The organism is Stenotrophomonas sp. SI-NJAU-1, assembly GCF_020883215.1.
GTDB lineage: Bacteria > Pseudomonadota > Gammaproteobacteria > Xanthomonadales > Xanthomonadaceae > Stenotrophomonas > Stenotrophomonas indicatrix.
The window spans coordinates 3471814-3498791 of sequence record NZ_CP086598.1; the positions used below are offsets into that span (position 1 = coordinate 3471814).

General features: G+C 66.8%; 23 protein-coding genes. 10 read left to right on the forward strand and 13 right to left on the reverse strand.

What is annotated here, in order from left to right; genetic code table 11:
- Positions 1-80 precede the first annotated feature (80 nt).
- From thiS to LMF57_RS15860, 4 genes are all read left to right on the forward strand, one after another.
- Complete coding sequence (thiS, locus tag LMF57_RS15845; protein ID WP_208082410.1) at positions 81-281, forward strand: sulfur carrier protein ThiS; 201 nt, start codon at positions 81-83, stop codon at positions 279-281.
- 132 nt (positions 282-413) lie between these two features.
- Positions 414-1208, forward strand: coding sequence for a thiazole synthase (locus tag LMF57_RS15850; RefSeq protein ID WP_208082114.1), 795 nt, complete (start codon positions 414-416; stop codon positions 1206-1208).
- Positions 1208-1942, forward strand: a complete 735-nt coding sequence (gene trmB / locus LMF57_RS15855; RefSeq protein WP_208082113.1) for a tRNA (guanosine(46)-N7)-methyltransferase TrmB — start codon at positions 1208-1210, stop codon at positions 1940-1942. Before LMF57_RS15850 ends, trmB begins: the two co-directional genes overlap by 1 nt.
- 27 nt (positions 1943-1969) lie before the next feature.
- Positions 1970-3817 (forward strand): SLC13 family permease, encoded by a 1848-nt coding sequence (locus LMF57_RS15860; RefSeq protein WP_229290194.1) that lies wholly within the window; start codon positions 1970-1972, stop codon positions 3815-3817.
- 449 nt (positions 3818-4266) lie between these two features.
- On the opposite strand, the gene LMF57_RS15865 is transcribed toward LMF57_RS15860, so the two are convergent.
- Positions 4267-4602: a Rieske (2Fe-2S) protein gene (locus tag LMF57_RS15865; RefSeq protein ID WP_049469607.1), complete on the reverse strand. Its 336-nt coding sequence runs from the start codon at positions 4600-4602 to the stop codon at positions 4267-4269.
- A 178-nt stretch (positions 4603-4780) separates the two neighbouring features.
- Here LMF57_RS15865 and LMF57_RS15870 point away from each other — a divergent pair, with 178 nt between their 5' ends.
- From LMF57_RS15870 to LMF57_RS15885, 4 genes are all read left to right on the forward strand, one after another.
- Positions 4781-5062, forward strand: coding sequence for a hypothetical protein (locus tag LMF57_RS15870; RefSeq protein WP_117311258.1), 282 nt, complete (start codon positions 4781-4783; stop codon positions 5060-5062).
- A gap of 70 nt (positions 5063-5132) precedes the next feature.
- A complete protein-coding gene (locus LMF57_RS15875; protein ID WP_117311259.1) occupies positions 5133-5849 on the forward strand; it encodes a fumarylacetoacetate hydrolase family protein in 717 nt (238 codons plus the stop codon).
- A gap of 54 nt (positions 5850-5903) precedes the next feature.
- The gene (gene mscL, locus LMF57_RS15880; protein ID WP_025874272.1) at positions 5904-6308 is read left to right on the forward strand and encodes a large-conductance mechanosensitive channel protein MscL; all 405 of its coding nucleotides are present in this window, start codon (positions 5904-5906) and stop codon (positions 6306-6308) included.
- 188 nt (positions 6309-6496) lie between these two features.
- Entirely contained in the window at positions 6497-7918 is a 1422-nt protein-coding gene (locus tag LMF57_RS15885) for a M28 family peptidase (RefSeq protein WP_117311260.1), read from the forward strand.
- A 78-nt stretch (positions 7919-7996) separates the two neighbouring features.
- Here the strand turns inward: LMF57_RS15885 and LMF57_RS15890 are convergent, their stop codons facing one another.
- From LMF57_RS15890 to LMF57_RS15935, 10 genes are all read right to left on the reverse strand, one after another.
- Positions 7997-9448 (reverse strand): alanine/glycine:cation symporter family protein, encoded by a 1452-nt coding sequence (locus tag LMF57_RS15890; RefSeq protein WP_117311261.1) that lies wholly within the window; start codon positions 9446-9448, stop codon positions 7997-7999.
- Between the two features lie 13 nt (positions 9449-9461).
- Positions 9462-10454 (reverse strand): hypothetical protein, encoded by a 993-nt coding sequence (locus LMF57_RS15895; RefSeq protein WP_229290195.1) that lies wholly within the window; start codon positions 10452-10454, stop codon positions 9462-9464.
- A gap of 209 nt (positions 10455-10663) precedes the next feature.
- The gene (locus LMF57_RS15900) at positions 10664-11497 is read right to left on the reverse strand and encodes a TrmH family RNA methyltransferase (protein WP_208081509.1); all 834 of its coding nucleotides are present in this window, start codon (positions 11495-11497) and stop codon (positions 10664-10666) included.
- Positions 11490-13007: an alanine/glycine:cation symporter family protein gene (locus LMF57_RS15905; protein WP_025874267.1), complete on the reverse strand. Its 1518-nt coding sequence runs from the start codon at positions 13005-13007 to the stop codon at positions 11490-11492. Before LMF57_RS15905 ends, LMF57_RS15900 begins: the two co-directional genes overlap by 8 nt.
- Before the next feature lie 236 nt (positions 13008-13243).
- Positions 13244-13783 (reverse strand): GNAT family protein, encoded by a 540-nt coding sequence (locus tag LMF57_RS15910; protein ID WP_229290196.1) that lies wholly within the window; start codon positions 13781-13783, stop codon positions 13244-13246.
- Entirely contained in the window at positions 13776-16901 is a 3126-nt protein-coding gene (locus tag LMF57_RS15915; RefSeq protein WP_117311265.1) for an efflux RND transporter permease subunit, read from the reverse strand. The genes LMF57_RS15910 and LMF57_RS15915 overlap by 8 nt, the downstream gene beginning before the upstream one ends.
- Positions 16898-18004: an efflux RND transporter periplasmic adaptor subunit gene (locus LMF57_RS15920; protein ID WP_208081507.1), complete on the reverse strand. Its 1107-nt coding sequence runs from the start codon at positions 18002-18004 to the stop codon at positions 16898-16900. Before LMF57_RS15920 ends, LMF57_RS15915 begins: the two co-directional genes overlap by 4 nt.
- A gap of 318 nt (positions 18005-18322) precedes the next feature.
- Positions 18323-20386, reverse strand: a complete 2064-nt coding sequence (locus LMF57_RS15925) for a TonB-dependent copper receptor (protein WP_229290197.1) — start codon at positions 20384-20386, stop codon at positions 18323-18325.
- Positions 20387-20458: 72 nt separating this feature from the next.
- A complete protein-coding gene (locus tag LMF57_RS15930; protein WP_229290198.1) occupies positions 20459-20827 on the reverse strand; it encodes a DUF2946 family protein in 369 nt (122 codons plus the stop codon).
- Between the two features lie 679 nt (positions 20828-21506).
- Positions 21507-22490 carry a LysR family transcriptional regulator gene (locus tag LMF57_RS15935; RefSeq protein WP_117311268.1) on the reverse strand — a complete coding sequence of 328 codons (984 nt, stop codon included), beginning with the start codon at positions 22488-22490 and terminating at the stop codon, positions 21507-21509.
- Between the two features lie 208 nt (positions 22491-22698).
- On the opposite strand from LMF57_RS15935, the gene cysK reads away from it, so the two are divergent.
- On the forward strand, positions 22699-23658 hold the full coding sequence (gene cysK / locus LMF57_RS15940) for a cysteine synthase A (RefSeq protein ID WP_117311269.1): 960 nt from the start codon (positions 22699-22701) through the stop codon (positions 23656-23658).
- 322 nt (positions 23659-23980) lie between these two features.
- On the forward strand, positions 23981-24577 hold the full coding sequence (locus LMF57_RS15945) for an O-acetyl-ADP-ribose deacetylase (protein ID WP_117311270.1): 597 nt from the start codon (positions 23981-23983) through the stop codon (positions 24575-24577).
- 73 nt (positions 24578-24650) lie between these two features.
- On the opposite strand, the gene LMF57_RS15950 is transcribed toward LMF57_RS15945, so the two are convergent.
- Entirely contained in the window at positions 24651-25763 is a 1113-nt protein-coding gene (locus tag LMF57_RS15950) for an ABC transporter substrate-binding protein (RefSeq protein WP_117311271.1), read from the reverse strand.
- A gap of 136 nt (positions 25764-25899) precedes the next feature.
- On the reverse strand, positions 25900-26904 hold the full coding sequence (locus tag LMF57_RS15955; protein ID WP_117311272.1) for a class I fructose-bisphosphate aldolase: 1005 nt from the start codon (positions 26902-26904) through the stop codon (positions 25900-25902).
- Positions 26905-26978: the final 74 nt, after the last annotated feature.

The window sequence follows — 26978 nt, forward strand, 5'->3', positions numbered from 1 at the left end:
TGGCAGGCTTTGCCGGTGCGGGCGTCGCGCGCAACTTGCAACGGTTCCGATGCGAACCGGCGATCAGCGACAATGGCGTCATGAACATCCAGCTCAATGGCCAACCCCGCACCCTGCCCGCTTCGGCGACCGTCCTGGACCTGCTTGCAGCCGAGCAGCTGTTGCAACGGCGGGTGGCGGTGGAGGTCAATGGCGAGATCGTCAGCCGCAGCCGTCATGCCGAGCATGTGCTGGCCGAGGGCGATGTGGTGGAGATCGTGCACGCTCTGGGCGGTGGCTGAGGCATCCCGCGCTCCGCGCTCGCCGGGCATGGCCCGGCGCTACCCTGCGCATCCGTTGCGGTAGCGCCGGGCCATGCCCGGCGGCGTCGAAGTGACGACCCCATCTTCAGGCGGATAAGCGATAATCGCGTCATGAAAGCTCATGTCTCCCCCGATTCGCTGGTGATCGCCGGCAAGGCCTACAGCTCGCGGCTGCTCACCGGCACCGGCAAGTTCAAGGATCTGGAAGAAACCCGCCTGGCCACCGAGGCCGCAGGCGCCCGGATCGTCACCGTGGCCATCCGCCGCACCAACATCGGCCAGAACCCGGGCGAACCGAACCTGCTCGACGTGCTGCCGCCGGACCGTTACACCATCCTGCCCAACACCGCCGGCTGCTACACCGCCGAGGATGCCGTGCGCACCTGCCGCCTGGCCCGCGAACTGCTGGACGGCCACAACCTGACCAAGCTGGAAGTACTGGGCGACCAGAAGTCGCTGTACCCGGACGTCGTGCAGACCCTGAAGGCCGCCGAACAGCTGGTCAAGGACGGTTTCGAGGTGATGGTCTATACCTCCGACGACCCTATCCTGGCCAAGCGCCTGGAAGAGATCGGCTGCGCTGCGGTGATGCCGCTGGCCGCGCCGATCGGCTCGGGCCTGGGCATCCAGAACAAGTACAACCTGCTGCAGATCATCGAAGACGCCAAGGTGCCAATCATCGTCGACGCCGGCGTGGGCACCGCGTCGGATGCGGCCATCGCGATGGAGCTGGGCTGCGACGGCGTGCTGATGAACACCGCCATCGCCGGCGCGCGCAATCCGGTGTTGATGGCCAGCGCGATGCGCAAGGCCGTGGAAGCCGGCCGCGAGGCGTTCCTGGCCGGCCGCATTCCGCGCAAGCGCTATGCCAGTGCGTCCTCGCCGATCGATGGGTTGATCGGCTGATGACCAATCCATTCGACAGCGCCGGTTCGAAGGCGCCACCCAAGCCGTTCACGGTCAATGAAGGCCGCCGTGAAGTGCGCAGCTTCGTGCTGCGCCAGGGCCGTTTCACCCCGGCCCAGCAGCGCGCGTTCGACGAGCGCTGGCCGCGTTTCGGCCTGGATTTCAGCGGCGAACCGCGTGATCTGGATGCCACCTTCGGCCGCGATGCGCGCAAGGTGCTGGAAATCGGCTTCGGCAACGGCGCCGCACTGCGCTTCGCCGCACAGCAGGACCCCAGCCGCGACTACATCGGCCTGGAAGTGCACGCACCTGGTGTAGGCCGCCTGCTGAACGCGCTGGCCGAAGACAACGCCGACCACGTGCGCCTGTACCACCACGACGCGGTGGAAGTGCTGGAAAAGGAAATCGCCGATGGCGCGCTGGACGAAGTGCGCATCTACTTCCCCGACCCGTGGCACAAGAAGCGCCACAACAAGCGTCGCCTGATCCAGCCGGGTTTTGCCGAGCTGCTGGTGCGCAAGCTGCGCTCCGGTGGCCGCCTGCACTGTGCCACCGACTGGGAGGATTACGCCGAGCAGATGTGGGACGTGCTCGATGCCACCCCCGGCCTGGTCAACCGTGCCGGTCCGCGTGGCAGCGTGCCGCGCCCGGACTGGCGCCCGCAGACCCACTTCGAGACCCGCGGCCAGAAGCTTGGCCACGGCGTCTGGGACCTGTTGTACGACCGCACCTGATGAACGCCTGAGGACGCCGCGCCCCACATGGATACCGCGCTGACGCTGACCAACGACATGAAGCTCGTGCTCGGGCTGGTCGGCTTCACAATGGCGATGTTCCTGTTCGAGCGCATCCGCGCCGACGTGGTCGCGCTGGTGGTGCTGGTGGTGCTGGGCGTGACCGGCCTGATCGCGCCGGAGGAGATCTTCGGCGGCTTCTCCGGCAACGCGGTGATGAGCATCATCGCCACCACCATCCTTGGCGCAGGCCTGGACCGCACCGGTGCGTTGAACCGGCTCGCGGCCTGGCTGCTGCGGCGTGGCCATGGCGTGGAGCAGCGGCTGCTGATGATGACCACGGCCATCGCTGGCCTGAACTCGTCCTTCATGCAGAACCCGTCGGTGATGGCGTTGTACCTGCCGGTCGCCTCGCGCCTGGCCGCGCGCACCGGGCTGACCATGCAGCGCCTGCTGCTGCCGATCTCGGCGGCGATCGTGATGGGGGGCGCGCTGACCATGGTCGGCAACTCGCCGCTGATCCTGCTGAACGATCTGCTGGCCTCGGCCAACAACAACCTGCCCTCCGGCCTGGCCACCATCGAGCCGCTGCGCATGTTCGCGCCGCTGCCGATCGGCGTCGCCCTGCTGATCGCCTCACTGCTGTATTTCCGCTATTACGGTGACCGCAAGCTGGTGGAAGAGGAAAGCCTGGTCAACGACGGCACTACGCCGGCCCGCACCGAGAGCTATTTCGCCAAGACCTATGGCATCGAAGGCGACGTGTTCGAACTTGTGGTCACCGCCGAGAGCCCGCTGGTCGGCATGACCCTGGGCGAGGCCGAGAACCTGCATGACGCGCCACTGCTGCTGGCACTGAAGACCGGCAATGACACCCGCCTGGCACCGCCTGCGGAAATGCGCATATGGGTCGGCAGCGTGCTCGGTGCGATGGGCCCGCGCCAGCAGATCCACGATTTCGCGCAGAACCAGTTCCTGCGCATGTCCTCGCGCCTGAAACACCTCGGTGACCTGTTCAATCCCAGCCGCGCCGGCATTTCCGAGGCGGTGGTACCGCCGACCTCCGGCGTCATCGGCAAGACCGCAGGCGAGCTGCGCCTGCGCAAGGAACGCGGCATCAGCCTGCTGGCGATCAACCGCGACAAGCAGGTGATCCGCGAGGATGTGCGCGATGTGCAGCTGCGCGCCGGCGACATGCTGGTCTTCCACAGCATCTGGACCGACCTGGCGCAGGCCGCCAAGAGCCGCGACTTCGTGGTGGTCACCGACTACCCCACCGGCGAGCAGCGCCCGCACAAGTTCAAGATCGCCATGGCGATCTTCGCCCTGACCATCCTGATCGCGCTGACCAGCAAGCTGCCGGTGGCGCTGACCCTGATGACCGGCGTGGCCGGGATGCTGTTGACCGGCGTGCTGCGCATGGACGAGGCCTATGCTTCGATCAACTGGAAGACGGTGTTCATGATGGCCGGGCTGATTCCGCTCGGCTGGGCGATGGATTCCAGCGGCGCAGCGGCATGGGTGGCTGGCCACACCATCGACAAGCTGCCCACCGGTATTCCGATCTGGGTGCTGGAACTGGCGCTGGCGCTGCTGACCACGGTGTTCTCGCTGGTGATCAGCCATGTGGGCGCGACCATCGTGATGGTGCCGATCGCGGTGAACCTGGCGCTTGCGGCCGGCGGCAATCCCACGGCGTTCGCACTGATCGTGGCGCTGTCGGCGTCCAACAACCTGATGACGGCGTCGAACCCGGTGATTTCGATGATCACCGGCCCGGCCAACTACACCCCGCGCGAGATGTGGCGGGTCGGCGGCCCGCTGTCGCTGATCTACACCTGCGTGGTGGTGGTGATGATCAACCTGATGTTCTGAGGGTTGGGTTTGTTGGCAGGGCTGCGCCCTGCACCCGCAGAGGCAACGACAACGGCAACGGCAACGGCCTGCATTCCTTGGGATGGCGGGGTGGGTCCGGTTGCGGGGGACGCCGTAAACCCCCAGACCGGCCCAGCCGCTGGCGGCTGTGCGTTCGGGCGCTTGCGAAGCAGTGCTTCGCAAGCAAAGCGCCCTCACCCATGGGGGCTTGGCCGCGGCATCCATGCCGCGGACACCCCCGCAACCGGACCCACCCCGCCTTCGACAGATTTCCGCGCGCTGTCGGAACGGCATTCTGTGCTGCGGTTGGTAGGTGTCGACCTTGGTCGACACGGTAGATCCACGCCATGCGTGGATGGATTCCTGGATGTTTCGCTGATGTGGTGGGTTCTGAACTTGGTGGGTTCTGAACTCGGTGGGTGCGGACCGTTGGTCCGCACAGCGATGCCTCAGGCCAGGTAGACCTGTCCATCCCGCACATCCACCGGCACTGCGCGCAGGCGGTCGCCCTTGCAGGGGCCGGCGATGCAGTCGCCACTGTCCAGCGCGAACGAGGCGCCGTGGGCGGCGCAGACCAGGTGGCCTTCGCGGCTCTTCAGGAACTGGCCGGGCGCCCAATCCAAGCGTCGGCCCGCGTGCGGGCAGATGTTCAGGAACGCCCGCACCTGCTCACCGTCGCGGTACAGCAGCAGCGACTCGGCATCGCCATCGACCACCGCTTCAACCTCGGCAAACGCGCCATCGGCAATGGCATCCAGGGTGATCAGGGCAACAGCGGCAGTCATGGCGAAGGCTCGGACGGAATCGCGCATTGTCGCATGCCTGGTCATGTGGCTAGCTGTGACATGAACACAAGTCATTGATCCGTAATAAGCCAAGGCTATATTTAACGAGTTTTTCACTCAATGACAGTGGCAGCTGCCGATACTCATGGCTCGCTGATTTCCAGCCTATCGAGCCACCATGTTCAATCGCGACTTCGCCTTCAACCAGTTCCGCACCCTGTTTGCCCCGCGCAAGCCGCGCCATCCGCTGGTGCGCGTTGCCGTCGGCCTGCTCGGCTTGGCGATCCTGGCCGCGATGGTGTTCATCGGCGTGTTCGTCGGTGCCGCCATGATCCTGGTGGGCCTGGCGTGGAAGCTGCTGGCTTCGCGCAAGCCCGGCCCGAACCGCCCGGCCGACCCGAACGTGGTCGAAGGCGAGTACCACGTGGTGCGCAAATCGGCGCTGCCGGCGTCGCGTTGATCGACGCTGCCCGCTGACGGCGGGCCTTGCTGCGTTCTAGACTGCGGGCACTCCCTTCCTGGATGCCCGCATGTCCGATGTCTCCGATGTGATCCCTGCTGCAGCCACGCCGCGTGTACCGGTTGTTGGCGGCGGCAGTTTTCCCGTGCACCGCATCTACTGCGTTGGCCGCAACTTCGCCGACCATGCGCGTGAGATGGGCGCCGCCGTGCCCGCCGCAGATGACCGCGGCCGCCCGATGTTCTTCACCAAGCCGGCCGACGCCATCGTGGTCGGCCACGACGATGTGATCCCCTACCCGCCTGCCACCCGCAACCTGCATCACGAGGTGGAACTGGTGGTGGCAATCGGCCGTGACGCGCCCACCGGTGAGCTGGCAGTGGCCGATGCCGAGGCCCTGGTCTATGGCTATGCCGTGGGCCTGGACCTGACCCGCCGCGATCTGCAGGCTGCCGCCAAGGAGAAGGGCCACCCGTGGGATTCGGCCAAGGGTTTCGATGCCTCTGCACCGATCAGCGAGATCGTGCACGCCGGTGAAGTCGGCGATCTGGCCGCGCTCAATCTGTCGCTGGAGATCAATGGCGAGGTACGCCAGCAGTCCCTGCTCGACCAGATGATCTGGAACGTGCCGGAGATCCTGCACGAGCTGTCCAAACTGTGGCAGCTGCGCGCAGGCGATCTGGTGTTCATGGGTACGCCGTCCGGCGTGGCCGCGTTGCAGCCGGGCGATCGCTTCAGTGCACGCCTTGAGAACGTCGCCGAGCGCCACGGCGTGATCGCCGGCTGACATCACCTGCGCTACCCTTCGCGCTGTCCCCTCGCCCTCAGGAGAAAAACAACAATGGGAATGCTCACCGAGTTCAAGGAATTCGCGATGCGCGGCAACGTCATCGACCTCGCCGTCGGCGTGGTCATCGGCGCGGCCTTCGGCAAGATCGTCACCGCGCTGGTGGAGAAGATCATCATGCCGCCGCTGGGCATGCTGATCGGCAAGGTCGATTTCTCCCAGCTTGCGTGGACACTGTCGCCGGCCAGCATCGGTCCTGATGGCAAGGAGATCCCGGCCGTGGTGATCGGCTACGGCGATTTCATCAACACACTGATCCAGTTCGTGATCGTGGCGTTCGCCATCTTCCTGGTGATCAAGGTGATCAACCGCCTGTCGCGCAAGAAGGAAGCCGCTCCGGCAGCGCCGGCCGAGGAAGTGGTGCTGCTGCGCGAGATCCGCGACAGCCTGAAGAAATAAGGTGGGTAGCGCCGGGCCATGCCCGGCGGAAACGATGAACGCCGCCCTGCGAAAGCCCTGCCCCGGCGGGGCTTTCGCTTTGCTGCATCTGGCGGAAAACAGCATCCGCGCCAGCCATGACCTCCCGCCCATGCGCGGCGCTGAACGACTGTTAAGCTCGAAGGCTTACACCCTTCCCGGAGCTGTCCATGCGTCGCCGCGTCCTTGCCATCGCATCCTCCCTCGCCCTGCTGGCCGCGCCGGCCTTCGCGGCGCCGCATGCCACCACCCTGCCGCCGGCCTCGCTGGCCACCGCCGCGCAGCTGCGCGACCAGGCGCTGGCCGATGACACCGGCTGGAAGGTGGTCGAATCGTTGACCACCGAGATCGGCCCTCGCATCGCCGGCAGCGAGGCCGACGCCCGTGCCGTGGCCTGGGCCGAAGCCAAGTTCAAGGCGCTGGGTTTTGACAAGGTGTGGAAGGAACCGGTGACCTTCCCGAAATGGGAGCGCCGCAGTGAACACGCCGCCGTGACCGGCAGGAACCCGCAACCGCTGCAGATCACCGCACTGGGCGGCAGCCCGGGCGGTACGGTCGAAGCCGAGGTGGTGCGCTTTGCCGATCTGGCCGCGCTGCAGGCCGCGCCGGCGGGTTCGCTGAAGGGCAAGATCGCCTTCGTCGATTACCAGATGCTGCCGTTCCGCGATGGCCGCGACTATGGCCGTGGCGGTGCGATCCGCAGCAAGGGCCCGTCCGAGGCGATCCGCAAGGGCGCGATCGGTTTCCTGATGCGCTCGGCCGGTACCGATTCGCACCGCGTGCCGCACACCGGCATCACCCGCTTCGATGACGGCCTGACCCCTGTGCCGTCGGCGGCGCTGTCGGTGCCCGACGCCGACCAGCTGGCGCGCCTGCTTGCCCGTGGCGCAACCACGGTGAAGGTCGCGCTGGACTGCGGTTGGGATGGCACGGCGACCTCGTACAACGTGATCGGTGAGATCACCGGCCGCACGCTGCCGAAGGAAGTGGTGGTGATCGGTGGACACCTGGACTCGTGGGACCTGGGCACCGGCGCGGTCGATGACGGCGCAGGCGTGGGCATCACCATGGCGGCAGGTCACCTGATCGGCCAGCTGAAGCAGGCGCCGAAGCGCACCATCCGCGTGGTCGCCTTCGCCAACGAAGAACAGGGCCTGTATGGCGGCAAGGCCTACGCCGAGGCGCATGCCAAGGACGTGGCGCTGCACCAGCTGGCCGCCGAGAGCGATTTCGGTGCTGGCCGCATCTACGCCTTCAACACCGGTTCGCCGAACCCGGAAGGCTCGCGCGAAGCGACGAAGCAGATTGCCGAAGTGATGAAGCCGCTCGGCATCGAGTACCAGGCCGACAAGGGTGGCCCGGGGCCGGATGTCGGTCCGCTGGCCGCCAAGGGTGGCGCATGGGCGTGGCTGGCGCAGGATGGCTCGGATTACTTCCACCTGCACCACACCGCCGACGACACCCTCGACAAGATCGACCCGAAGGCGCTGGCACAGAACGTGGCGGCCTACACCGTGTTTGCCTACCTGGCGGCCGAGGCCGATGGCAACTTCGGTAGCGAAGCCAAGCCAACCACGCCGCCGAACGAGTGAGTTCACCTCCACGCTGTGCGTGGATTGACTCATGACCCGGTAGCGCCAGGCCATGCCCGGCGCTACCGGCGTGGGCGCTTACTGCGCCCACACGCTGGTATTGCGAACCCCCAGCAGCTTCGGGTTGAACAACGGGTCACGCCCGTGACGCCGGTGATCTTCGTAGTCGCGCAGCGCCGCCAGCGCCGGCCTCTGCAGCAGCAGGATGGCGATGATGTTCAGCCAGCTCATCATGCCTACGCCGATATCGCCCAGCGCCCACGCCACTGTCGCACTGTTCATCGCCGAGTAGCCCGTAGCGGCCAGGAACAACAGCTGGAAGGTGCCCAGCACCCACCCTCGGGGACGATCGCGGCAGAGGTAACTGACGTTGGTTTCGGCCATGTAGTACAGGGCCAGGATGGTGGTGAACGCGAATGGCAGGATCGCCAGCGCGACAAACGACTTGCCGAAGCCGGGCAAGGCCGACTCCACCGCGTGCTGTACGAAGCGTGGCCCTGCTTCCACCCCGGGAAGGTTGCCCAGCAGCAGGCGTGCCTCATCCGGTACACCGTTCACCGCCGGGTCGTAAACGTTGTAGAGCCCGGTGGAGAGAATCAGGAAGGCCGTCGCGCTGCACACGACCATGGTGTCGATGTACACCGAGAACGACTGCACCAGCCCCTGCTTCACCGGGTGCGATACTTCCGCTGCAGCAGCAGGATGCGCGCCACTGCCCATGCCAGCTTCGTTGGACAGCACGCCACGACGTACCCCCCATTGGATCGCGGTCCCGATCATCGCGCCGAATGCGGCGTCAACACCGAATGCGCTGCGCAGCACCAGGGCGATGACTTCAGGCACGCGCTCGGCGTTGAGTACCATCACCACCGCAGTGACCAGCAGATAGGCCACGGCCATCACCGGCACCACCCATTCGGCGACGCGCGCGATGCGACGCACGCCGCCGAGCAGGATCGCCGCCAACACCACCAGCAGCACACCGGTGGTCACCATCACCGGCACATCCCATGCTTCGTTCACCGCACTGGTGATGGCGTTGGACTGCGTGCCCGCCAGCATCGCCCCTGCCAGCACCGTGACCAGCGCGAACAGCACGGCGTACCAGCGCTGGCCCAGCCCCTTCTCGATGTAATACGCCGGGCCACCGCGATACTGCCCCTTGGCATCGCGATCCTTGTAGATCTGCGCCAGGGTGGACTCGATGAACGCGCTGGAGGCACCGAGGAAGGCGACGATCCACATCCAGAAGATCGCGCCGGGACCGCCGAAGGCAATGGCCATGGCGACACCGGCGATATTGCCCACGCCCACCCGGCTGGACAGCGACAGCGACAACGCCTGGAACGGCGAGACACCGGCATCGGAGCGCTCGTGGCGGAACATCAGGCGCAGCATGTCCGGCAGCGCGCGCAACTGCACGAAACGGGTACGCACGCTGAAGTACAGGCCCGTTGCCAGGCACAGCACCACCAGGTACGGGCTCCAGACAACGGCAAGCACGGCATTGACGATCGATTCGACATTCATCGCAGGGCCCCCATCAGAAGAACATGCCCAGGGCGACCTGGGGACTGATGATGCGGCCGGTATTGCGGCCGGCAACGGTGAATTCGACGCCGGCGATCAGCCCCAGCGACGGGCTGAAGTGGTACTCGACAGCGGGCGCGAAGGTCAGGTTGCGACTGGCCGGGCGCTGTTCGTTGATCGGCCGGACGCCACCTGCAGCGTCGGGCGCGAAACCGGTCAGGCGCTGGCCGGTCTCGCGGCTGGCGGCAACTTCCATCACGCCAACCCAGCGTTCGTTGAAGCTGTATTCGGCACCCACCGAAAGACCCAGTACCGAGCCCCGCGCGATATGGCCCTGGAAGCCGTCCTCGGTGCCATACACGCTGGTGCCGGAGATGGCCGTTCGCGATGGCGCAGGCCCCGCGCTGAGCTGCGCCCGCCAGCGCAGCGGCCGATCGTTGCCCAGCCACAGCACCTGCTGCACGGCCAACGCGGCCACGGTGCGCTGCACGCCATCACCCTGCGCATCCAGCGGATTGCCGGTGATGCGGTCGTGGCTGCCGGTGCTGAAGCGTTGTACAAGGGCGACCGACACCGCCGGCGTGGTGCCATCGGCACTGGGGGCCTGCAACAGGTATTGCAGGCGTGCGGTGGTATCGCCGGCGCGGAAGCCCCGGCTGTGTGTGTTGCCGGATTCGGCGCGTGATGCACTCAGGTTGACCTGGCCGGTCACCCGTTCGCTGAAGCCGTATGCGATGGGAACCACCATCGCCCACGCGCCGCTGCGTTCGCTGCTGCGCTGGCGGTCGCCGCTGCTATCGAAGGAGGAGGAACTGTCGACCCGCACCAGATAGGGTTCGACGTACCAGCGACCCGCCGGCATCCCGGCAGGATTGGGCGTGATCAGCGGGCCGGTGAAGTTGACGCCCTCGAGCGTGCGCTCGTTGGCGTGCGTGGAAACGGCGGCAAGCACACTGAGTGCCAGTACCAGGCAGACACGCACCGCACTGTGACGAGGTTGATGCATGGGAACCGCTCCTGTACGACGTTGGATGGACTTCCACCCTGCGTCGCCGGGAACGGCACACCAATAAGGAAACTTTCAATTCGTCATGCATGCTTTATGCATCGCACTGCCAGCAACACCGCCAGACGTTGCCCGGCTGCCGGGAAGTCCCGCTCGACCTGGAACTGCTCTGTGCGGGCACCGGTTTGCGGTGCCCGCAGACACGCCCATCAGCCGCGCTGGCTGACCCACTGCGCCAGCAACACGGCCGTGGCGGAAGCGACATTCAGGCTTTCAACCGCGCCACTGCCGGGAATCGACAGCTGCTGGTCACACTGGCTGGCCAGGCCACGATCCATGCCTTCGCTTTCCGCGCCCATCACGTAGACCAGGCGGGCCGGCAGCGAAGTGCGGAACACGTCATCGCCACCCTCGACCAGGGTCGCGGCGAGGCCGAAACCGGCCGCGCGCAGCTGCGCCATCGCTTCTGCATCCTCAGGCAACTGCACCAGCGGCACCGACTCTGCGCCGCCCTCGGCCACGCGTGCGGCCGCGCCGGACAGCGCCAGCGTGCTGCTGGCCGGCAGCAGCAGCGCCTTGGCGCCGAAATGCGCGGCAGAGCGCAGGATCGCACCGAAGTTGTGCGGATTACCGACGCCATCCAGCCACAGTGCCAGCGCCGGGCCTTCGCCCAGTTCGGCCAGCCATTGCGCCAGCGGCAACACCGGCGCGCGCAGCACGTCGGCCACCAGGCCTTCATGGTGGGTGGTGGCAGCCAGCTTGTTGAGGTCGCCCTCCTCCACCACGCGATAGCCCACGCGGTTGGCCACGCACCACTTCAGCACCGGCTGCATGCGCGGAATCAGCGATTCCACCAGGTACAGCTTGCGCAGCGCCTGCGGACGCTTGGCGAACAGCGCCTGCACCGCGTTCCAGCCGTACAGGCGAAGTTCGTCGTTGCCCCGCCCCGGCGGTGGCGGGGTGCCGCCCTCACGCGGCGGCAGCGGGGTGGCCCGCGGCGGTCGCGACGACGGGCGGCGGGCATTCTTCCAGGGATCATTCACTACGGGACAACTCCAGCTTGCGTTGACGCCAGAAATCGGCGTTCTTGATGCCCAGGGCATCGGGGTCGAAGATCGGGTCGAGACCGAGCTTCTTCTGTCGTTCGTAATCGCGCAGGGCCAGCATGGCCGGCTTCTGCACGATGAGGATGGCGATGATGTTCAGCCAGGCCATCAGGCCCACGCCGATATCACCCAGCGCCCAGGCCAGGGTGGCGTTGTGGAAGGCTCCGAACACCACCATGCCGATGATGCCCAGGCGCAGCAGCAGCACGGTGAGCGGCCGGCGCTTGTTGTGGTTGACGTAGGTCAGGTTGGTTTCGGCCATGTAGTAATAGGCCATGATCGTGGTGAAGGCAAAGAAGAAGATCGCCACCGACACGAAGGCCGAGCCCCAGCCCGGCAGCACCGCTTCCACACCCGCCTGCGCGTAGCCCGCACCTTCGGGAATGCCGGCCAGGCCCTGGAAGATCGGCGCGGCGCCGGCGACCGGCGAATACACGTTGTAGGTGCCGCTGGCCAGGATCAGGAAGGCGGTGGCGGTGCACACCATCATGGTGTCGAAGTAGATGGCGAACGCCTGCACGTAGCCCTGCTTGGCCGGGTGCGAGACCTCCGAGGCCGCCGCAGCGTGCGGACCCGAGCCCTGGCCGGCCTCGTTGGCGTAGATGCCGCGCTTGATGCCCCACTCCACCGCCAGGCCCATCATCGCGCCGAACGCGGCATGGGTGCCGAACGCGCTCTTGAAGATGATGCCGAACATTTCCGGCACGCGGTCGTAGTTGATGATCATGATGACGATGGCCATCAGGATGAAGCCGGCGGCCATGAACGGCACCACCACTTCGGCGAAGTTGGCGATGCGCTTGACGCCACCGAAGATCACCACGCCCAGCAGCAGGGCGACGACGATGCCGATGCCCAGTTTCAGCGCCTGCGCCGATTCCATGCCGAAGGCCTGGCCATCGAGCGGACCGCACAGCGCGGTACCGCGGCAGGCGTTGATGACGCTGTCGGCGATCGCGTTGGCCTGCACGCCGGGCATCAGGAAGCCGGCGGCGATGATCGTGGCGATGGCGAAGGCCATGGCATACCACTTCAGGCCCATCGCTTTTTCGATGTAGTAGGCCGGGCCACCGCGGTAGCGGCCTTCGGCATCCTTGGTCTTGTAGATCTGCGCCAGGGTGCATTCCACATACGAGGTGGAGGCGCCAAGGAAGCCCATCACCCACATCCAGAAGATCGCGCCGGGGCCGCCGAAGGCGATGGCGGTGGCCACGCCGGCGATGTTGCCGATGCCCATGCGGCCGGCCATCGACATGGCCAGGGCCTGGAACGAGGACACGCCGGCGTCGGATTTCTCACCGGACACGGTCAGGCGGCACATCTCGACGAAACCACGGATCTGCATGAAGCGGGTGCGCAGGCTGAAGAACAGGCCGGCGGCCAGGCACATGAAGATCAGCGCCTTGCTCCAGATGATGCTGTTGATGAAATGTACGGTAGCTTCCACGCGCGCTCTCTCCAGTCGGCGGGTTGTGAGGACGTCCCGTCGGCTGGAAGGGACCGGTCGATTCTCCCTGATCGAAGGTCGCTGCGATAGCGCCGGATGTGGGGGCGTGTTCTCCGCCGGGCATGGCCCGGCGCTACCGGGTATGCCGGCTGCGCCACGGGTAGCCCCGGGCCGTGCCCGGCGACCGGCAATGACCGTGCCCCCACGGGTAGCGCCGGGCCGTGCCCGGCGGCCTTTCAGGACAGCTGCCTGCGTACCCGGGCGAAGCGGCGCAGGTCATGCAGGACGCCGCGCTTGTAGACGGCGCAGCGCTCCACGCCCTCCTCCTGGAAACCGTTCTTTTCCAGTACCCGGGCCGAGCCCAGGTTGAAGTCGACCACCGTGGCCTGCAGCCTGAACAGGCCAAGCTCATCCATCACCCAGGGCGCGAACAGGCCGACCACAGCGGTCATCAGGCCCTGTCCCCAGTGGGCCTGGCCGAGCCAGTAGCCCAGTTCCGCGGTATGCCCGCGCTCGGCCACGCCCTGCTGGGCGCCGACGCTGCCACAGGCCTGGCCCTCTATTTCGATGGCCAGGCTCAGCGTGCCGGGGTCGAGCACGCGCCCGCCGAGGAAGGCTTCGCCATCCTCGCGGGTGTACGGATACGGGAAGCGGTCACGCAGCCCACGCGAGACATCCGCGTCGTTGGCGTGATGCAGCAGCGACTGCAGGTCATCACTGCGCCAGGGGCGCAGCAGGAAGCCTGCGCCGTGCAGGATCCGCGCCGGCTCAGGCATGACCACCCACCGACGGCGAGTCGGCCTCCTGCTTCTCCAGCTCGCGCTTCACCGCCTCCGGCGAGCGGGTGTACGGGGCCAGCCGCGCGTAGAACGCCGGCACCACGAACAGCGACAGGAAGGTGGACAGGGTGACGCCGAAGATGATCACGATGCCGATGGTGCCACGGCTGGCCGAGCCCGGGCCACCGGCCACCACCAGCGGGATGGCACCTACCACGGTGGCGATCGAAGTCATCAGGATCGGACGCAGGCGCACCATCGCCGATTCGATGATCGCTTCGCGCACGCTGCGGCCATCATCGCGCAGCTGGTTGGCGAACTCGACAATCAGGATGCCGTTCTTGGCCGCCAGGCCGACCAGCATGACGATGCCGATCTGGCTGAACAGGTTCACCGTGCCGCCACTCAGCCACAGGCCAACCAGCGCACCGAGCACGCCGAGCGGCACGGTCAACATGATCGTCAGCGGGTGGATGAAGCTCTCGAACTGCGCGGCCAGCACCAGGTACACCACCAGCAGGGCCATGGCGAAGGTCAGCAGCACCGCGCCGCCCGCACTCTGGTACTCGCGCGATTCGCCCTTCCAGTTCACCTGTGCGTACTGCGGCAGCTCTTCACCGGTCACCTGCTGGGCCCAGGCGATGGCCTCGCCCAGCGGATAACCCGGTGCCAGGCCGGCACTGATGGTGATCGAGCGCAGGCGGTTGAAGCGGTTCAGGGTTCCCGCCTCGGCCACTTCGCTCAGCGTGACCAGGTTGGACAACGGCACCAGCTCGCCGGAGGTCGCACGCACGCGGATCGCGGCCAGATCGGCGGGGCTGGCGCGCCCCTCACGGCCGGCCTGCACCAGCACATCGTACTCCTCGCCGTTGTCGACGAAGGTGGTGACGCGGCGCGAGCCCATCATCGTTTCCAGCGCCGTACCAATTGCGGTGACCGGCACGCCGAGGTCGGCCGCACGCTGGCGGTCGATGTTCACCCGCATCTGCGGACGGGTTTCCTTGTAGTCCGAGTCCGCGCCGACCAGGCCGGGATTGTCGGCCATGCGCAGCAGGATGCGATCCCGCCACTGTGCGATCTCGGCGTACTCCGGGCCGCCCAGCACGATCTGGAACGGCTGCCCGCCACTGCGCACCAGGCCGCCACCAACCTGGGTACGGACGCGCACGCCACGGATGGTGTCCAGTTCCTTCTGCAGTTCGTCGGCCACCTCCGGCGTGCCTTCACTGCGCTGGCGCCAGGGCTGCAGGAACACGCTGACGCGCCCGGTGTGCATTTCCTCGCTGGCACCCCAGCCGCCGGGCACGCGTGGGTTGGCGCGCACGATCGGCTTGTCCGCACCCACGTGCGGTGCCAGCAGCGCCTCGACCTGCTGCACCTGCTGCACGGTGTAGTCGTAGCCGGCGCCTTCCGGCCCGTCGATCATGATCTGGAACGAACCGCGGTCTTCGGCCGGCGCCAGTTCCGACGGCAGCACTTTGATCAGCAGCCAGCTGGCCGCCAACGCAGCGACCATCACCAGCAGGTAGATCCAGGTGCGATCGACATGGTGATCGAGCACGCGGCCGTAGGCGCCGGCCAGGCGTTCCAGATTGCGGTTGATGAAGCCGTGCAGCCCGCGCGGTGCCTGCCCGGTATGCGGCTTGAGCAGCTTGGAGGCCATCATCGGCGTCAGCGTCAGCGCGACGAACGCCGACAGCGCGACAGCGGCGGCCAGGGCTACCGCCAGTTCACGGAACAGGCGCCCGGTATTGCCTTCCAGGAAGCCGACCGGCAGGAATACCGCCACCAGCACGGCGGTGGTGGCGATCACCGCGAACGCCACCTGCGCGGTGCCCCGCTTGGACGCCACCAGCGGCGGTTCGCCCAGGTCGATGCGGCGCTGCACGTTTTCCACCACCACGATCGCGTCATCCACCACCAGGCCGATGCACAGCACCAGCGCCAGCAGGGTCAGCAGGTTGATCGAGAAGTCGAACGCGTACAGCGCGATGAACGCCGCCACCAGGCACACCGGCACGGTGACCGCAGGAATCAACGCCGCGCGGAAGCTGCCGAGGAACAGCCAGATCACCGCCAGCACCAGGATCATCGCCTCCACCAGGGTGGCGTACACGCGGTCGACGGCAGCCTCGATGAAGGTGGTGTTGTCGAAGGCAACGAAGATCTGCGTGCCCTTGGGCAGGGTCAGCGCGACGCGTTCGGCCTCGGCGCGCGCGGTGCGTGCTACATCCAGTGAATTGGCAGTGGAGGTCTTGACGATGCCGAGGCCGATGCCGGGCTCGCCGTTGCTGCGGTAGTAGGCGCGACGCTCGGCCGAGGCCAGCTCGATCTTCGCCACATCGCCCATGCGCACCACGTAGCCATCACTGCCCTTTCCCAGCGGGATGGTCGCGAAGTCTTCCGGCTTGATGTAGTTGCGCTCCACGCGCAGGGTGAAATCGCGGTCGGTGGATTCGATGCGGCCGGCCGGCAGTTCCACGTTCTCGTTGCGCAGCGCGGTTTCCACATCGCCGGTGGTCAGCCCACGCGCGGCCAGCTGGTCGCGGTCCAGCCAGATGCGCATGGCATAGCGCTGGCGGCCACCGATGCGGACCTGGGCCACGCCATCGAGGCTGGAGAAGCGGTCGACCACGTAGCGGTCGGCGTAGTCGCTCAGTTCCAGCGTATCCATGGTCGAGGAGACCATGTTGAACCAGATGATCGGATCGGCATCGCTCTCGACCTTGGCGATCTCAGGTGGCCGTGCCTCCTCGGGCATGCGGTCGGCCACGCGGCTGACCGCGTCGCGCACGTCGTTGGCCGCCGCTTCGATGTCACGGTTGGAGGTGAATTCGATGCTGACCTGCGAGCGGCCGTTGGTGCTGCGCGCGTTGATCGTATCGATGCCTTCGATGCCGGCCAGCGCGTCTTCCAGCACCTGGGTGATGCGGCTCTCGATGACCGCTGCCGAGGCGCCGGTGTAATCCACCGAGACCGAAACGATCGGCGGATCGATGGCCGGCAGTTCGCGCAGCGTCAACCGGGTGAAGGACATCACGCCCAGCACCAGCAGCAACAGGCTCATCACCACGGCAAACACCGGCCGCTGGATGGAGATGTCGGACAGCTTCATCCGCCGTGGCCCTCGGCGGCTGCAGGTGCTTCGGCGGGGGCCGGCTGCGCGCCGCTGGCGGGCGCGGTATCGGAGGCTGCCACCTTCAGGCCCGCCCGCAGCTTGCCGGTGCCGTCCACCACGATGCGCTGGCCTGCCTGCAGGCCCTGCTTGATCTCGACCACGCCGGCGCGGCGCGCACCGGTGACCACGTCCACGCGTTCGACGGTGTCATCGGCCTTGATGCGGTAGATGAAGCTGTCGCGACCGACCTGCACCACCGCGATTTCCGGCACCACCAGTGCCGGTCGATCAGGATGGAACAGGCGCACGTCGAGCAGCATGCCCGGCCGCAGCGCATGGTCGCCATTGGCGAAGTCGGCACGCACGGTCACCGCGCGGGTGGCCGGGTCGATGCGTGCATCGATGGTGCTGACCTCGCCTTCGAAGGTGCGGCCCGGCCATGCCACGCTGGTGGCCTGCACCTTGTCGCCGGTGGTCAGCGACGCCAGTTCCACTTCCGGCACCTGGAAATCGACGTGCATGCGCTCGACGTCGTCGAGGGTGGCGATCACCGTGGTCGGCGTCAGCAGCGCACCCGGGCTGACCTGGCGGAGGCCAAGCACGCCGGCGAACGGCGCGCGCACGCGACGGTCACCGATGTCCGACTGCATCTGTGCCACCCGCGCTTCGGCGGCGTCGCGGATCGACTTCTGCGTGTCCAGGGTCGCGCTGGATACCAACCGCTGCGCCGCCAGTTCGCGCTGGCGCTTGTACAGCTGGTCGGCTTCGCGGAAGGTCGCCTGCGCCTGCACCAATGCGGCCTCCTGGGCCTGCCCGCGCAGCGTCACGAGGGGCGCACCGGCGGCCACCTGCTGGCCACTTTCAAAGTGCACGCGCTCGACGATCTCGCTGACCTTGGCGGTCACGCTGATCGACTCGCGCGCCTTGGCCGTGCCCAGCGCCTGCAGCGTGTCGTTCCACTGCACCGCCTGCACGACCTGCGCGGTGACCGGCACGGCTTCGCCCTGCCGACGCGCGGCGGCCTCCTGTTTGCCTGCGCACCCGGCCAGCACGGCCAGGCTGAGGCCAAGGGCCAGGGTCGAAGCGATACGAGCCAACATGAAGCGTCCTGAGTGGTGCACGGCCGCCGAGTGTAGGCAAGGCTCCGCGAAAGCGGTATGTGCCAAGCGTTTACTGGCGTGAACGCGGTGCTGCGATAGCGCCGTGTGCCCATTCCATGCAGGGGGTGCGCATCACGGTGTCGGTGTATGTCGGGATGTATCCCGGCGCGCCATGACCGGCGATGCCGTCGTACAGTCGAGGGGCCCGGCCGAGGGCGCCGGGCGGGGTCGGAACCTGGCGGGGATCCGACCCCGTTTTCTTTCGGCACAGGCCTTGTTGGCCCGGCGCACCGGTAGCGCCGGGCCATGCCCGGCGGCTCAATACCGGTAGTTCACCTTCATCCACAGGCTGCGGCCGGGCTCGTTGATGCGCACCGGGTCTGCCGGAAAGCCGAAATCGGCGCTGCCGGCCAGGTTCAGATGCTCGCTGTAGGCACGGTCGAACAGGTTGTCGACACCGGCGCTGAGCTGCAGCTGCGAACTGAAGCGATAGGCCGCGTTGAGCGCCAGCGTGGCAAAGCCGCTGCTCATCCCCAGGTCCTGCGCCACCACGTTGCCCTGCCCGTCCGCGACCCGATGCTGATGGGTGACCGCGCGCAGCAGCGCACCGGCACTCCAACGCTGGCCTTGCCAATCAGCGCTCAGGCGCGCTTCCAGCGGCGGCATCTGCGGCAACGGTCGATGCTGATCGCGGTTCTCGCCCCACGCGTAGGCCAGCGTGCCCCCCAGCTTCCACTGTTCGTCCAGCTGCAGCTGCAGACCGGCCTCGGCACCGGCGATGCGTGCCTGCACATTGTCAGCCTGGCTCATGCCCATCATGCCGCTGCCGCGATAGGTGAACAGGATGTAGTCCTGGATCTGACCCGCATACGCCGAGACCCAGGCCTGCACGCGCGGGCCCTTGTATTGCAGGCCGACGTCGAGCTGGGTGGTGCGCTCAGGCTGGATGCCAGCGAACGCGTTCACCGCACCTGCCGGCCCCTGATCGGGCGAGAACAGTTCCCAGTAGTCGGGCATGCGCTGGCTGTGGCCCAGCCCGGCATACCAGGTCAGGCCGTCCGCAAGGTCCTGTTCGTAGCGCAGGAAACCACTGCCCAGCCATTCCCTGCGGCGCTGGCCGGCGGTGGGATTGGGCATGGCCATCATCATGCCGCCGATGTCGGCACGCGCATCGCGCACGCTGGCACGATCGATGCGCAGCCCGCCGATCCAACGCTGCCCGGTGTCCACGCCGAGGGTCAGTTCGGTGAATGCACCGTAGCGGCGGAAATCGGCGTCGGTGTTCCAGTCCGCCTGCTTGTAGGTATCGCGGCCCATGCCCATGCGGCCGCGATGCCGGCTGTCTTCGCCGTCGACGCCGGCCACCAGCTGCACGTCCTGCCAGCGCCATTCGGCGCTGATGCGCCCACCCTGCGTGCGGCGATCCACGTTCGACGCCATCGGCATCGGCATCATGCTGTGTGGGTTCGGCGTGCGCAGCGTGTAGTTGTCCATCACGTGGTCGGCTTCGTTGTAGTACACGTTCGCCTGCAGCGTGTCCCACGCCCCGGGCAGATTGCGCTTCTCGAAGCGTGCGGCGTAACTGGTGCGTTCGAACGCGGCACCATCCATGCCGCGCCCCGCGTAGCGCGCGATCGCATCACCGGCACCGGCGGAGACCTCCAGCAGGGTATCGGCGTCAGGCGTCCAACCCACCGCTACGTCGCCATTCCACTTGCGCCATTTCGACGGAACCACATCGCCGTTGCCGTCCTTGTAGTCATCGGCTTCGGAGCGATTGCCGCTGGCACGCACGTAGCCCGTTGGATTGCCCAGGGTCAGGTCCAGCACCTGGTCGTTGCGGTTGCGTGAGCCGACCAGCGCACTGGCATCGGCACGCAGCCCGGGCGCATCGAAACGCGGGGTGTCACGCTCGAAACGCACGGTGCCCGCAGAGGCACCGGCGCCCCAGCGCACGCTCTGCGGGCCCTTGATGATGGTCAGCCGGTCAAAGCTCTCCGGCGATATGTAGGACAGCGGGTTGTCCATGCGCGAGGGACACGCGCCAATCAGATTGCCATCGTTGCTGAGGATGTTCAGGCGCGAACCGAACATGCCGCGCAGCACCGGGTCGCCGTTGGTGCCGCCGTTGCGGATGGCGGAGAAGCCGGGAACGGTCTTCAGGTAATCGGCGCCATCGCTGGCCGGTACCGGCTGCCGCGGCAGGCGCGGATCGGTCACCCAATGCAGCGGCGAGGACGGCGCGGCGGCGGTGACCACCAGCGTATCCAGCGTCCGCGCTTCTTCAGCGGGCGCAGCATGGGCGAAGGGGGCAGCCAGGGCAGCGCCAAGCGCAAACGGCAGGCGCGCACGGGCGCCCGCAGCGGGGAAAGTCATTTTCATGGAAACAGCTCCAAGGTACGCACGCGCGCACGACGCCCTTGCAGGCCTCGTGCGGCGGATTCGATAGGGAAATCAGCGGACGGTGGAGATCAGCGGCGGGCCACGCGCGGCATGTGCCGGCCAATGCAGCAGCGGCAGTCGCCGCTGCGACCAAGGGAACACCGGCTTCGGCCGCCACAGCAGGGGCAGCAGCAGCACCAGCACGGCCAGCCACGGCAGCAGGCGCATGGCCAGCACGCAGTACTCGCAGGCCTCCCCGTGCATGGCGTGGGGGTCGGCGGGCGGGCTGGGGGCTGCTGGCGTAGCAGCATGGTCTTCGTGCCCGGCCATGGCCATGTCGTGCATGTCATGGCCCATGGCCGCGTGGTCCATGCCCGCCATCGCCGCATGGTCCGTCGGCTGCTGCTGCAGCGCACGGCTGACCAGCGGCGCAAGCACCATTAACAGCGTCGCGATGAAGGCGAGCTGGAGCAGGGTTCGACGCAGGCAGCCGGTACGGATCACCGCGCTAGTGTAGAGGTGCCTCCAGAAGGCACCGTGCGACGAACCGTCGCAGGAGGGGGTTTATCGGCAGGGCTGCGCCCTGCACCCGCAGAGGCCACGTCCACGGCAAGAGCCGAAGCAACATCAAAAGCTGGCTTCCTGTGGGTAGGCGGGGTGGGTCCGGTTGCGGGGGCCGCTGCAAGTACGTCCATGTAAGCTCGGTCGCCGCATCCATGCGGCTCACGCCCCCGCAACCGGACCCACCCCGCCTTCGACAGATTCCTGCGGTCTGTTGGAACGGCTCTTGGGGTCAGATCCGCTTTCCGAAGGAAACGGATCTGACCCCAGATGTATTTCGATATCTGACAGATTTCATCCACGCATGGCGTGGATCTACCGTGTCGACCAAGGTCGACACCTACCAACGGCCGCCGGAATCTGTCAGAGGCGGGGCGGAGTGGGTAGGCAGGACCGTTGGCGCCATGGATGGCGCCATCGAGCCCCCATGGATGGGTTTACGGCGTGTCCTGCCTACCCACACCGCCCCGCCATCCCACGGAATGCCCGCTGTCGCCGTTGCTGTTGCCGTTGCTTGAATGTCGTAGCAGGTGCAGGGCGCAGCCCTGCACGACCAACCTCACACCGTGATGGTCTGGGTCAGCGATTCCCAGGTCGGCGGCACCGGCCAGGACGCGGCCTGGTTGCCATCCAGCACCCGCCGCAGGTCGCGCGGATCAATCTGCGGGGCCAGCACATGCACCAGCTCCAGCGCGTAGTCGCGCAGCACCCGGTCGCGCGGCAGCACCGCCCAGGCGACGCACTCGGTGATCGGTGCCGGCGCTGGCCATACCCGCAGATCCTCGTCGTTGGCGCTGATCGCCATCTCGGCCAGCAGCCCCACCCCCAGACCCGTACGCACATAGGTTTTGATCAGGTCGGCATCCAGCGCCGTCAGCGCCAGATCGGGTACCAGGTGCTCCGCGGCAAAGGCGCGCTGCAACGAGGAGTTGGGCCGGGTCGAGGATTCGTAGCTGATCAACGGCTGTCGCGCCAATGCCGCCAGGTCCGGTGCGCGACCGGCGCGGTCCAGCGGATGGCCCTTGGGCACCACCACCAGCCGCCGCCAGCGGAACAGCGGTACGGCGATGCCATCGCCGGGTTCGCTACCGGCGGTACTGATGATCGCGATATCGGCATCGCCCTGGTTCAGCCGATCCAGCGCATCGGCCTCACCGGCCTGCTGCAGGTGCACGCTGACCTGCGGATAGGCCTGCTTGATGCGTGACACCGCCGGCGGCAGCACGAAACGCGCCTGGGTGTGGGTGGTGGTCAGGATCAGCTGGCCCTGGCTCTCGCGACGCTGGTTGGCCGCGTAGGTGCGGATGTTGTTGGCCTCGGACAGCACCGCGCGGGCGCGGCTGATCACTTCGGTGCCAGCCGGGGTGACCGACTCCAGGCTGCGCCCCTTGCGCACGAACAGCAGGAAGCCCAGTTCGTCCTCCAGCTGCTTGAGCTGCTTGGACAGCCCAGGCTGCGTGGCATGCACGCGCGAGGCGGCGAGCGTGATGTTCAGCTCGGCGTCGGCGATGGCAACCAGGTAGCGCAGCTGGGTCAGCGTCATGGCAGGCGGGCGATGTGGGGGCGGAGGTCCACTCTAGGGTCAATTGCCGTCACCAGCTTATAACCAAAGGTTGTTTAAGAAAGGTATCTGGTCATTTCCGGGCGTCATATGCCGGCGCTACGGTCAGCCGGCAGCCGCTGGCCTGAACAGCCAGCCCACTTCCTTTCCGCCCGCCGAGCCCGGCGCGGCCTGTTCCTGGAGCGCTCCCATGGCCCTGTACGACTCCATCCTCGACACCATCGGCAACACCCCCATCGTCAAGCTGCAGCGACTGGCGCCGCAGGGCGTGACCGTGTACGCCAAGGTCGAGTCCTTCAATCCGGGGGGCTCGGTGAAGGATCGCCTGGCGCTGGCGATCATCCTCGATGCCGAACAGCGTGGCCTGCTCAAGCCGGGCGACACCATCGTCGAAGCCACCTCGGGCAACACCGGCGTCGCCCTGGCGATGGTGGCGGCCGCACGCGGCTACAAGTTCGTGGCGACCATGGTCGAGACCTTCTCGGTGGAACGCCGCAAGCTGATGCGGGCCTATGGCGCGAAGGTCATCCTGACCCCGGCCGCCGAGCGCGGCAGCGGCATGGTGCGCAGGGCTCGCGAGCTGGCCGAGGAACACGGTTGGTTCCTGGCCAGCCAGTTCGCCAACCCGGCCAACCCGGCCTACCACCGCAACACCACCGCCGCGGAGATCCTGCGTGATTTCGCCGGCAAGCGGCTGGACTACTTCGTGAGTGGCTGGGGAACCGGCGGCACCTTGACCGGCGTCGGCGAAGTACTGAAGGTCGCCCGCCCGGACACCCGCGTCATCGCCACCGAGCCGGCCGGCGCCGCCTTGCTGAAGGGCGATGACTGGAAGCCGCACAAGATCCAGGGCTGGACCCCGGACTTCGTACCCGATGTGCTCAACCGCAATGTGGTGGACGAGCTGGTGACGGTGGAAGATGACCGCGCGATCGCCACCGCCCGCCGGCTGGCGGCGGAGGAAGGCATCTTCGTCGGCATCTCCGCCGGTGCCACGGTTGCCAGCGCACTGGACGTGGCAGATCGCGCCGAACCGGGCGCGGTGATCCTGGCGATGTTGCCGGACACCGGTGAACGCTACTTCTCCACGCCGCTGTTCGCCGACGTCAATGAAGGTTCGGACGACGACTGGTTGGCCGGTCTGCCCTGATCGCCGCGTTGTCGATGACAGCAGGATGACGCCCACCCTCGCGGTGGGCGTTTGCTATTTGGGTGATCCTGTCTGGGTATTGCCGACGGAAGCGGACAGCTTCCCCCAGAAATCATAAGAGATTCACCCCGAAAACTTTCGTTCTGCCCGCGTGCGGCGCTCGCTTCAGCCTGCGTGAAGGCGCCGCCGGCCATCGTGCATGAACAGCGCGGATCGCAGTGCATGAGACGGTCATGACGCAGCATCGATGCCCTGTCCCGCAAGATGCGGGTGCAGCCAGCGTGGGCACGGCGCGCAACAACTACAGGCAGGAGACGGACGCATGAAGATCGAAGTGTGGCAGGGCGACATCACGGCCCTGGCGGTGGATGCGATCGTCAACGCGGCCAATGAATCACTGCTCGGCGGCGGCGGTGTCGACGGTGCCATCCATCGTGCGGCGGGCCCTGGCCTGCTGGCCGAGTGCGAGCGTCTGCCGGAGCTGCGCCCCGGTGTACGCTGCCCGACTGGTGAGGTGCGCGCAACCGATGCGTATGCGCTTCCGGCACGGTATGTACTGCACACCGTTGGCCCGGTCTGGCACGACGGCCAGCGCGACGAACCGGCGTTGCTGGCGAACTGCTACTGGAAGTCGCTGCAGCTGGCCGAATCGCTGAACCTGCAGTCAATCGCGTTCCCGGCCATCAGCTGTGGCGTGTATGGCTATCCGCTGTACCAGGCGGCGCAGATTGCGGTCACCGAAACACTGGCCTGGCAGCGCAGCCACGCACAGCCGATGCGGATCGTGCTGGTAGCGTTCAACACAGCGACCGCCAAGGCCTACCAGCAGGCGCTGACAGCCGCAGGCCAGGTTGCCGACAGTGGGCGCGGATCGCTGCTGCCGCCACTGGGCGATACCGGATTCGTGCCGGCGCATTGAAAGAACGCCGGGTGTGGAAGGAAAAAAGGCCGGGCAATGCCCGGCCTTTTCGTTTGCCTCCGCTGCAGCGGCGTCAGTCCATCGCTTCAACAGCAGCATCGGCGGTTGCCGCCGCTGCAGCCGAAACGGCGGCCGAAGCGGCGCCGTCGATCTGCACGCGTACTTCCACCATGCCGGCTTCATCGCTCAGGCTGGACACGTCCACGGTGTAGTGGCCGGCCGGCAGCGATTCTTCCACGCGTGCGTTGGTGCCGTTGCCACCATCGTCATTGACCAGTTCCACGTCGCCACCGACCACGCGCAGTACCGTATCCACCTGGCTGGAAATCGCGTCCAGGCGCACATCGGCCGCACGCGGCAGGCTCAGCAGGAAGCGGCGGCGGCCTTCGCCATCGAGCATGGCAAACACACTGCCGGTGTTCGGCAGGGAGGTGCCATCACGCATGACAATGTTGGCCGGCAGCTCGGTGCGCTTGGCCGTCAGTTTGAAAGCGCCGGTACTGTCTTCATCCAGGCTGCGCACGCGCAGGGTGTACTTGCCCGGTTCCAGCGGCATGCCGATGCGCGAATTGGTGTCATCACCGCCATCGTCGTTCTCCGACTGGACGCCGTTGCCATCCAGCTTCAGCACCGTATCGAACGCCTTCGATTCCAGGCGGATTTCGTACATGCCCGCCTTGTCCACCTGCAGGGTGTAATCCTGCGACTTGGAGACCAGCAGGTCGGCGATCTCACCTTCGGCCACCATCGGCTTGCCGTCATACGGCACCAGTTTCTCGGCGCGCAGGCGGTACGGACCAAAGGCGGAGGGGCCGTCGGCATTGATGGCCACCTGGTAGCTGCCAGTGCCGTTGGCGCGGAACGCCAGCGAGACGTCGTTGCCGCGCTCGTAGCCCGAGTTGCTGCTGGCCACCAGCACGCCATTGTTGAACACGGCGATCGAGCCGCGCAGCGCACCGGTCAACGTGATGCCGGCCAGTTGCTTGTCTTCCAGCTTCAGCTGGTACAGCTGATGGTGGCTGCCATCGTTGAAATTGACGCCGCTGCGCGAGGTGATTTCGCCGGAGACCGGTTTGTCGAACTCCAGCGAGGGGGCCTTGCCCATGTCCGTGCTGCCGCCCATCCGGTTGCAGCCGCCGACAGCCAGCACCGTGGCAACGGCCAGCGTGATTGCGGTGATACGCATGTTTTTTCTCCTTGGCCTTCCATGTATGCCCCCCGCACTGGCCTGGCGTGCGGGAGGCGGCAACGATACCGGCAAAAGCAAACGCCGGCATGATGCCGGCGCTGCCCTGTTCAGTTCATGCTGCAGAACCTGCGGATCAGCCGTTCCACTTGCCCAGCGCGGCCTGGCCGTTTTCCCTGGCCCGCTCGAACACAGTCTTCTGCGCGGCGGCGTAGTTGCCCTTCATGTCCTTGGCCCACAGCTTCAGTGCCGCCTGCTGCATGGCGCGCCCGTAAGAGAAGCTCAGCGGCCACGGCAGGTTGCCCATCTGGTTCATGGCGTTGAGGTGGGCGGTGGACTGCTCATCGCTCTGGCCACCGGACAGGAACACCACGCCCGGCAGGATTGCCGGCACGGTGCTCTTCAGGCACATCACGGTCGACTCGGCCACTTCCTCGACATCGGCCTGCTCGTCGCAGCCCTTGCCGGAGATGACCATCGAAGCCTTCAGGATGGTGCCTTCCAGCAGCACGTTCTGCTGGTACAGCGCGTCGAACAGCGAACGCAGGGTGGCTTCGGTGACTTCGTAGCAGGTCTCGATGTCGTGCTCGCCGTCCATGATCACTTCCGGCTCGACCATCGGCACCAGGCCGCATTCCTGGCACAGCGCGGCATAGCGGGCCAGCGCATGCGCGTTGGACTCGATGCAGGTGCCCGACGGAATGCTCTCGCCGATGTTGATGACCGCACGCCACTTGGCAAAGCGCGCGCCCAGCTTGTAGTACTCCTGCAGGCGCTCACGCAGGCCGTCCAGGCCCTCGGTGACCAGCTCGCCCGGGCAGCCGGCCAGCGGGTGCGCACCCTTGTCCACCTTGATGCCCGGGATCATGCCGTGGTCGGACATGTACTTGGCGAACGGCACGCCGTCCTTGGTCGACTGGCGGATGGTCTCGTCGTACAGGATGGCGCCGGAAATGTGCTCGTTGAGCTTCGGCGTGGTCAGCAGCAGTTCGCGGTAGGCGCGACGGTTCTCTTCGGTGTTCTCGATGCCGACGCTGGCAAAGCGCTTGGCGATGGTACCGGTGGATTCGTCGATCGCGATGATGCCCTTGCCCGGGGCAACCATGGCCTGGGCGGTTTCAGCCAGCTGTTCGATGCTCATGTACTTCCTGTGGCGGGTGCGGGAAAAACGTAAGTATAGCCCCGCTATCCGTTGCCCCGACGTGGAGGCCAGGA

Bases quoted from the DNA above. Each gene is read 5' to 3' on its own strand.
- mscL (WP_025874272.1), top strand. From the start codon at position 5,904: ATGGGAATGCTCACCGAGTTCAAGGAATTCGCGATGCGCGGCAACGTC.
- LMF57_RS15895 (WP_229290195.1), bottom strand. From the start codon at position 10,454: ATGCATCAACCTCGTCACAGTGCGGTGCGTGTCTGCCTGGTACTGGCA.
- thiS (WP_208082410.1), top strand. From the start codon at position 81: ATGAACATCCAGCTCAATGGCCAACCCCGCACCCTGCCCGCTTCGGCG.
- trmB (WP_208082113.1), top strand. From the start codon at position 1,208: ATGACCAATCCATTCGACAGCGCCGGTTCGAAGGCGCCACCCAAGCCG.
- LMF57_RS15860 (WP_229290194.1), top strand. From the start codon at position 1,970: ATGGATACCGCGCTGACGCTGACCAACGACATGAAGCTCGTGCTCGGG.
- LMF57_RS15890 (WP_117311261.1), bottom strand. From the start codon at position 9,448: ATGAATGTCGAATCGATCGTCAATGCCGTGCTTGCCGTTGTCTGGAGC.
- LMF57_RS15865 (WP_049469607.1), bottom strand. From the start codon at position 4,602: ATGACTGCCGCTGTTGCCCTGATCACCCTGGATGCCATTGCCGATGGC.
- LMF57_RS15875 (WP_117311259.1), top strand. From the start codon at position 5,133: ATGTCCGATGTCTCCGATGTGATCCCTGCTGCAGCCACGCCGCGTGTA.
- LMF57_RS15950 (WP_117311271.1), bottom strand. From the start codon at position 25,763: ATGCGTATCACCGCAATCACGCTGGCCGTTGCCACGGTGCTGGCTGTC.
- LMF57_RS15885 (WP_117311260.1), top strand. From the start codon at position 6,497: ATGCGTCGCCGCGTCCTTGCCATCGCATCCTCCCTCGCCCTGCTGGCC.
- LMF57_RS15935 (WP_117311268.1), bottom strand. From the start codon at position 22,490: ATGACGCTGACCCAGCTGCGCTACCTGGTTGCCATCGCCGACGCCGAG.
- LMF57_RS15870 (WP_117311258.1), top strand. From the start codon at position 4,781: ATGTTCAATCGCGACTTCGCCTTCAACCAGTTCCGCACCCTGTTTGCC.
- LMF57_RS15930 (WP_229290198.1), bottom strand. From the start codon at position 20,827: ATGGTGCTTGCGCCGCTGGTCAGCCGTGCGCTGCAGCAGCAGCCGACG.
- LMF57_RS15915 (WP_117311265.1), bottom strand. From the start codon at position 16,901: ATGAAGCTGTCCGACATCTCCATCCAGCGGCCGGTGTTTGCCGTGGTG.
- cysK (WP_117311269.1), top strand. From the start codon at position 22,699: ATGGCCCTGTACGACTCCATCCTCGACACCATCGGCAACACCCCCATC.
- LMF57_RS15955 (WP_117311272.1), bottom strand. From the start codon at position 26,904: ATGAGCATCGAACAGCTGGCTGAAACCGCCCAGGCCATGGTTGCCCCG.
- LMF57_RS15945 (WP_117311270.1), top strand. From the start codon at position 23,981: ATGAAGATCGAAGTGTGGCAGGGCGACATCACGGCCCTGGCGGTGGAT.
- LMF57_RS15925 (WP_229290197.1), bottom strand. From the start codon at position 20,386: ATGAAAATGACTTTCCCCGCTGCGGGCGCCCGTGCGCGCCTGCCGTTT.
- LMF57_RS15910 (WP_229290196.1), bottom strand. From the start codon at position 13,783: ATGCCTGAGCCGGCGCGGATCCTGCACGGCGCAGGCTTCCTGCTGCGC.
- LMF57_RS15920 (WP_208081507.1), bottom strand. From the start codon at position 18,004: ATGTTGGCTCGTATCGCTTCGACCCTGGCCCTTGGCCTCAGCCTGGCC.
- LMF57_RS15850 (WP_208082114.1), top strand. From the start codon at position 414: ATGAAAGCTCATGTCTCCCCCGATTCGCTGGTGATCGCCGGCAAGGCC.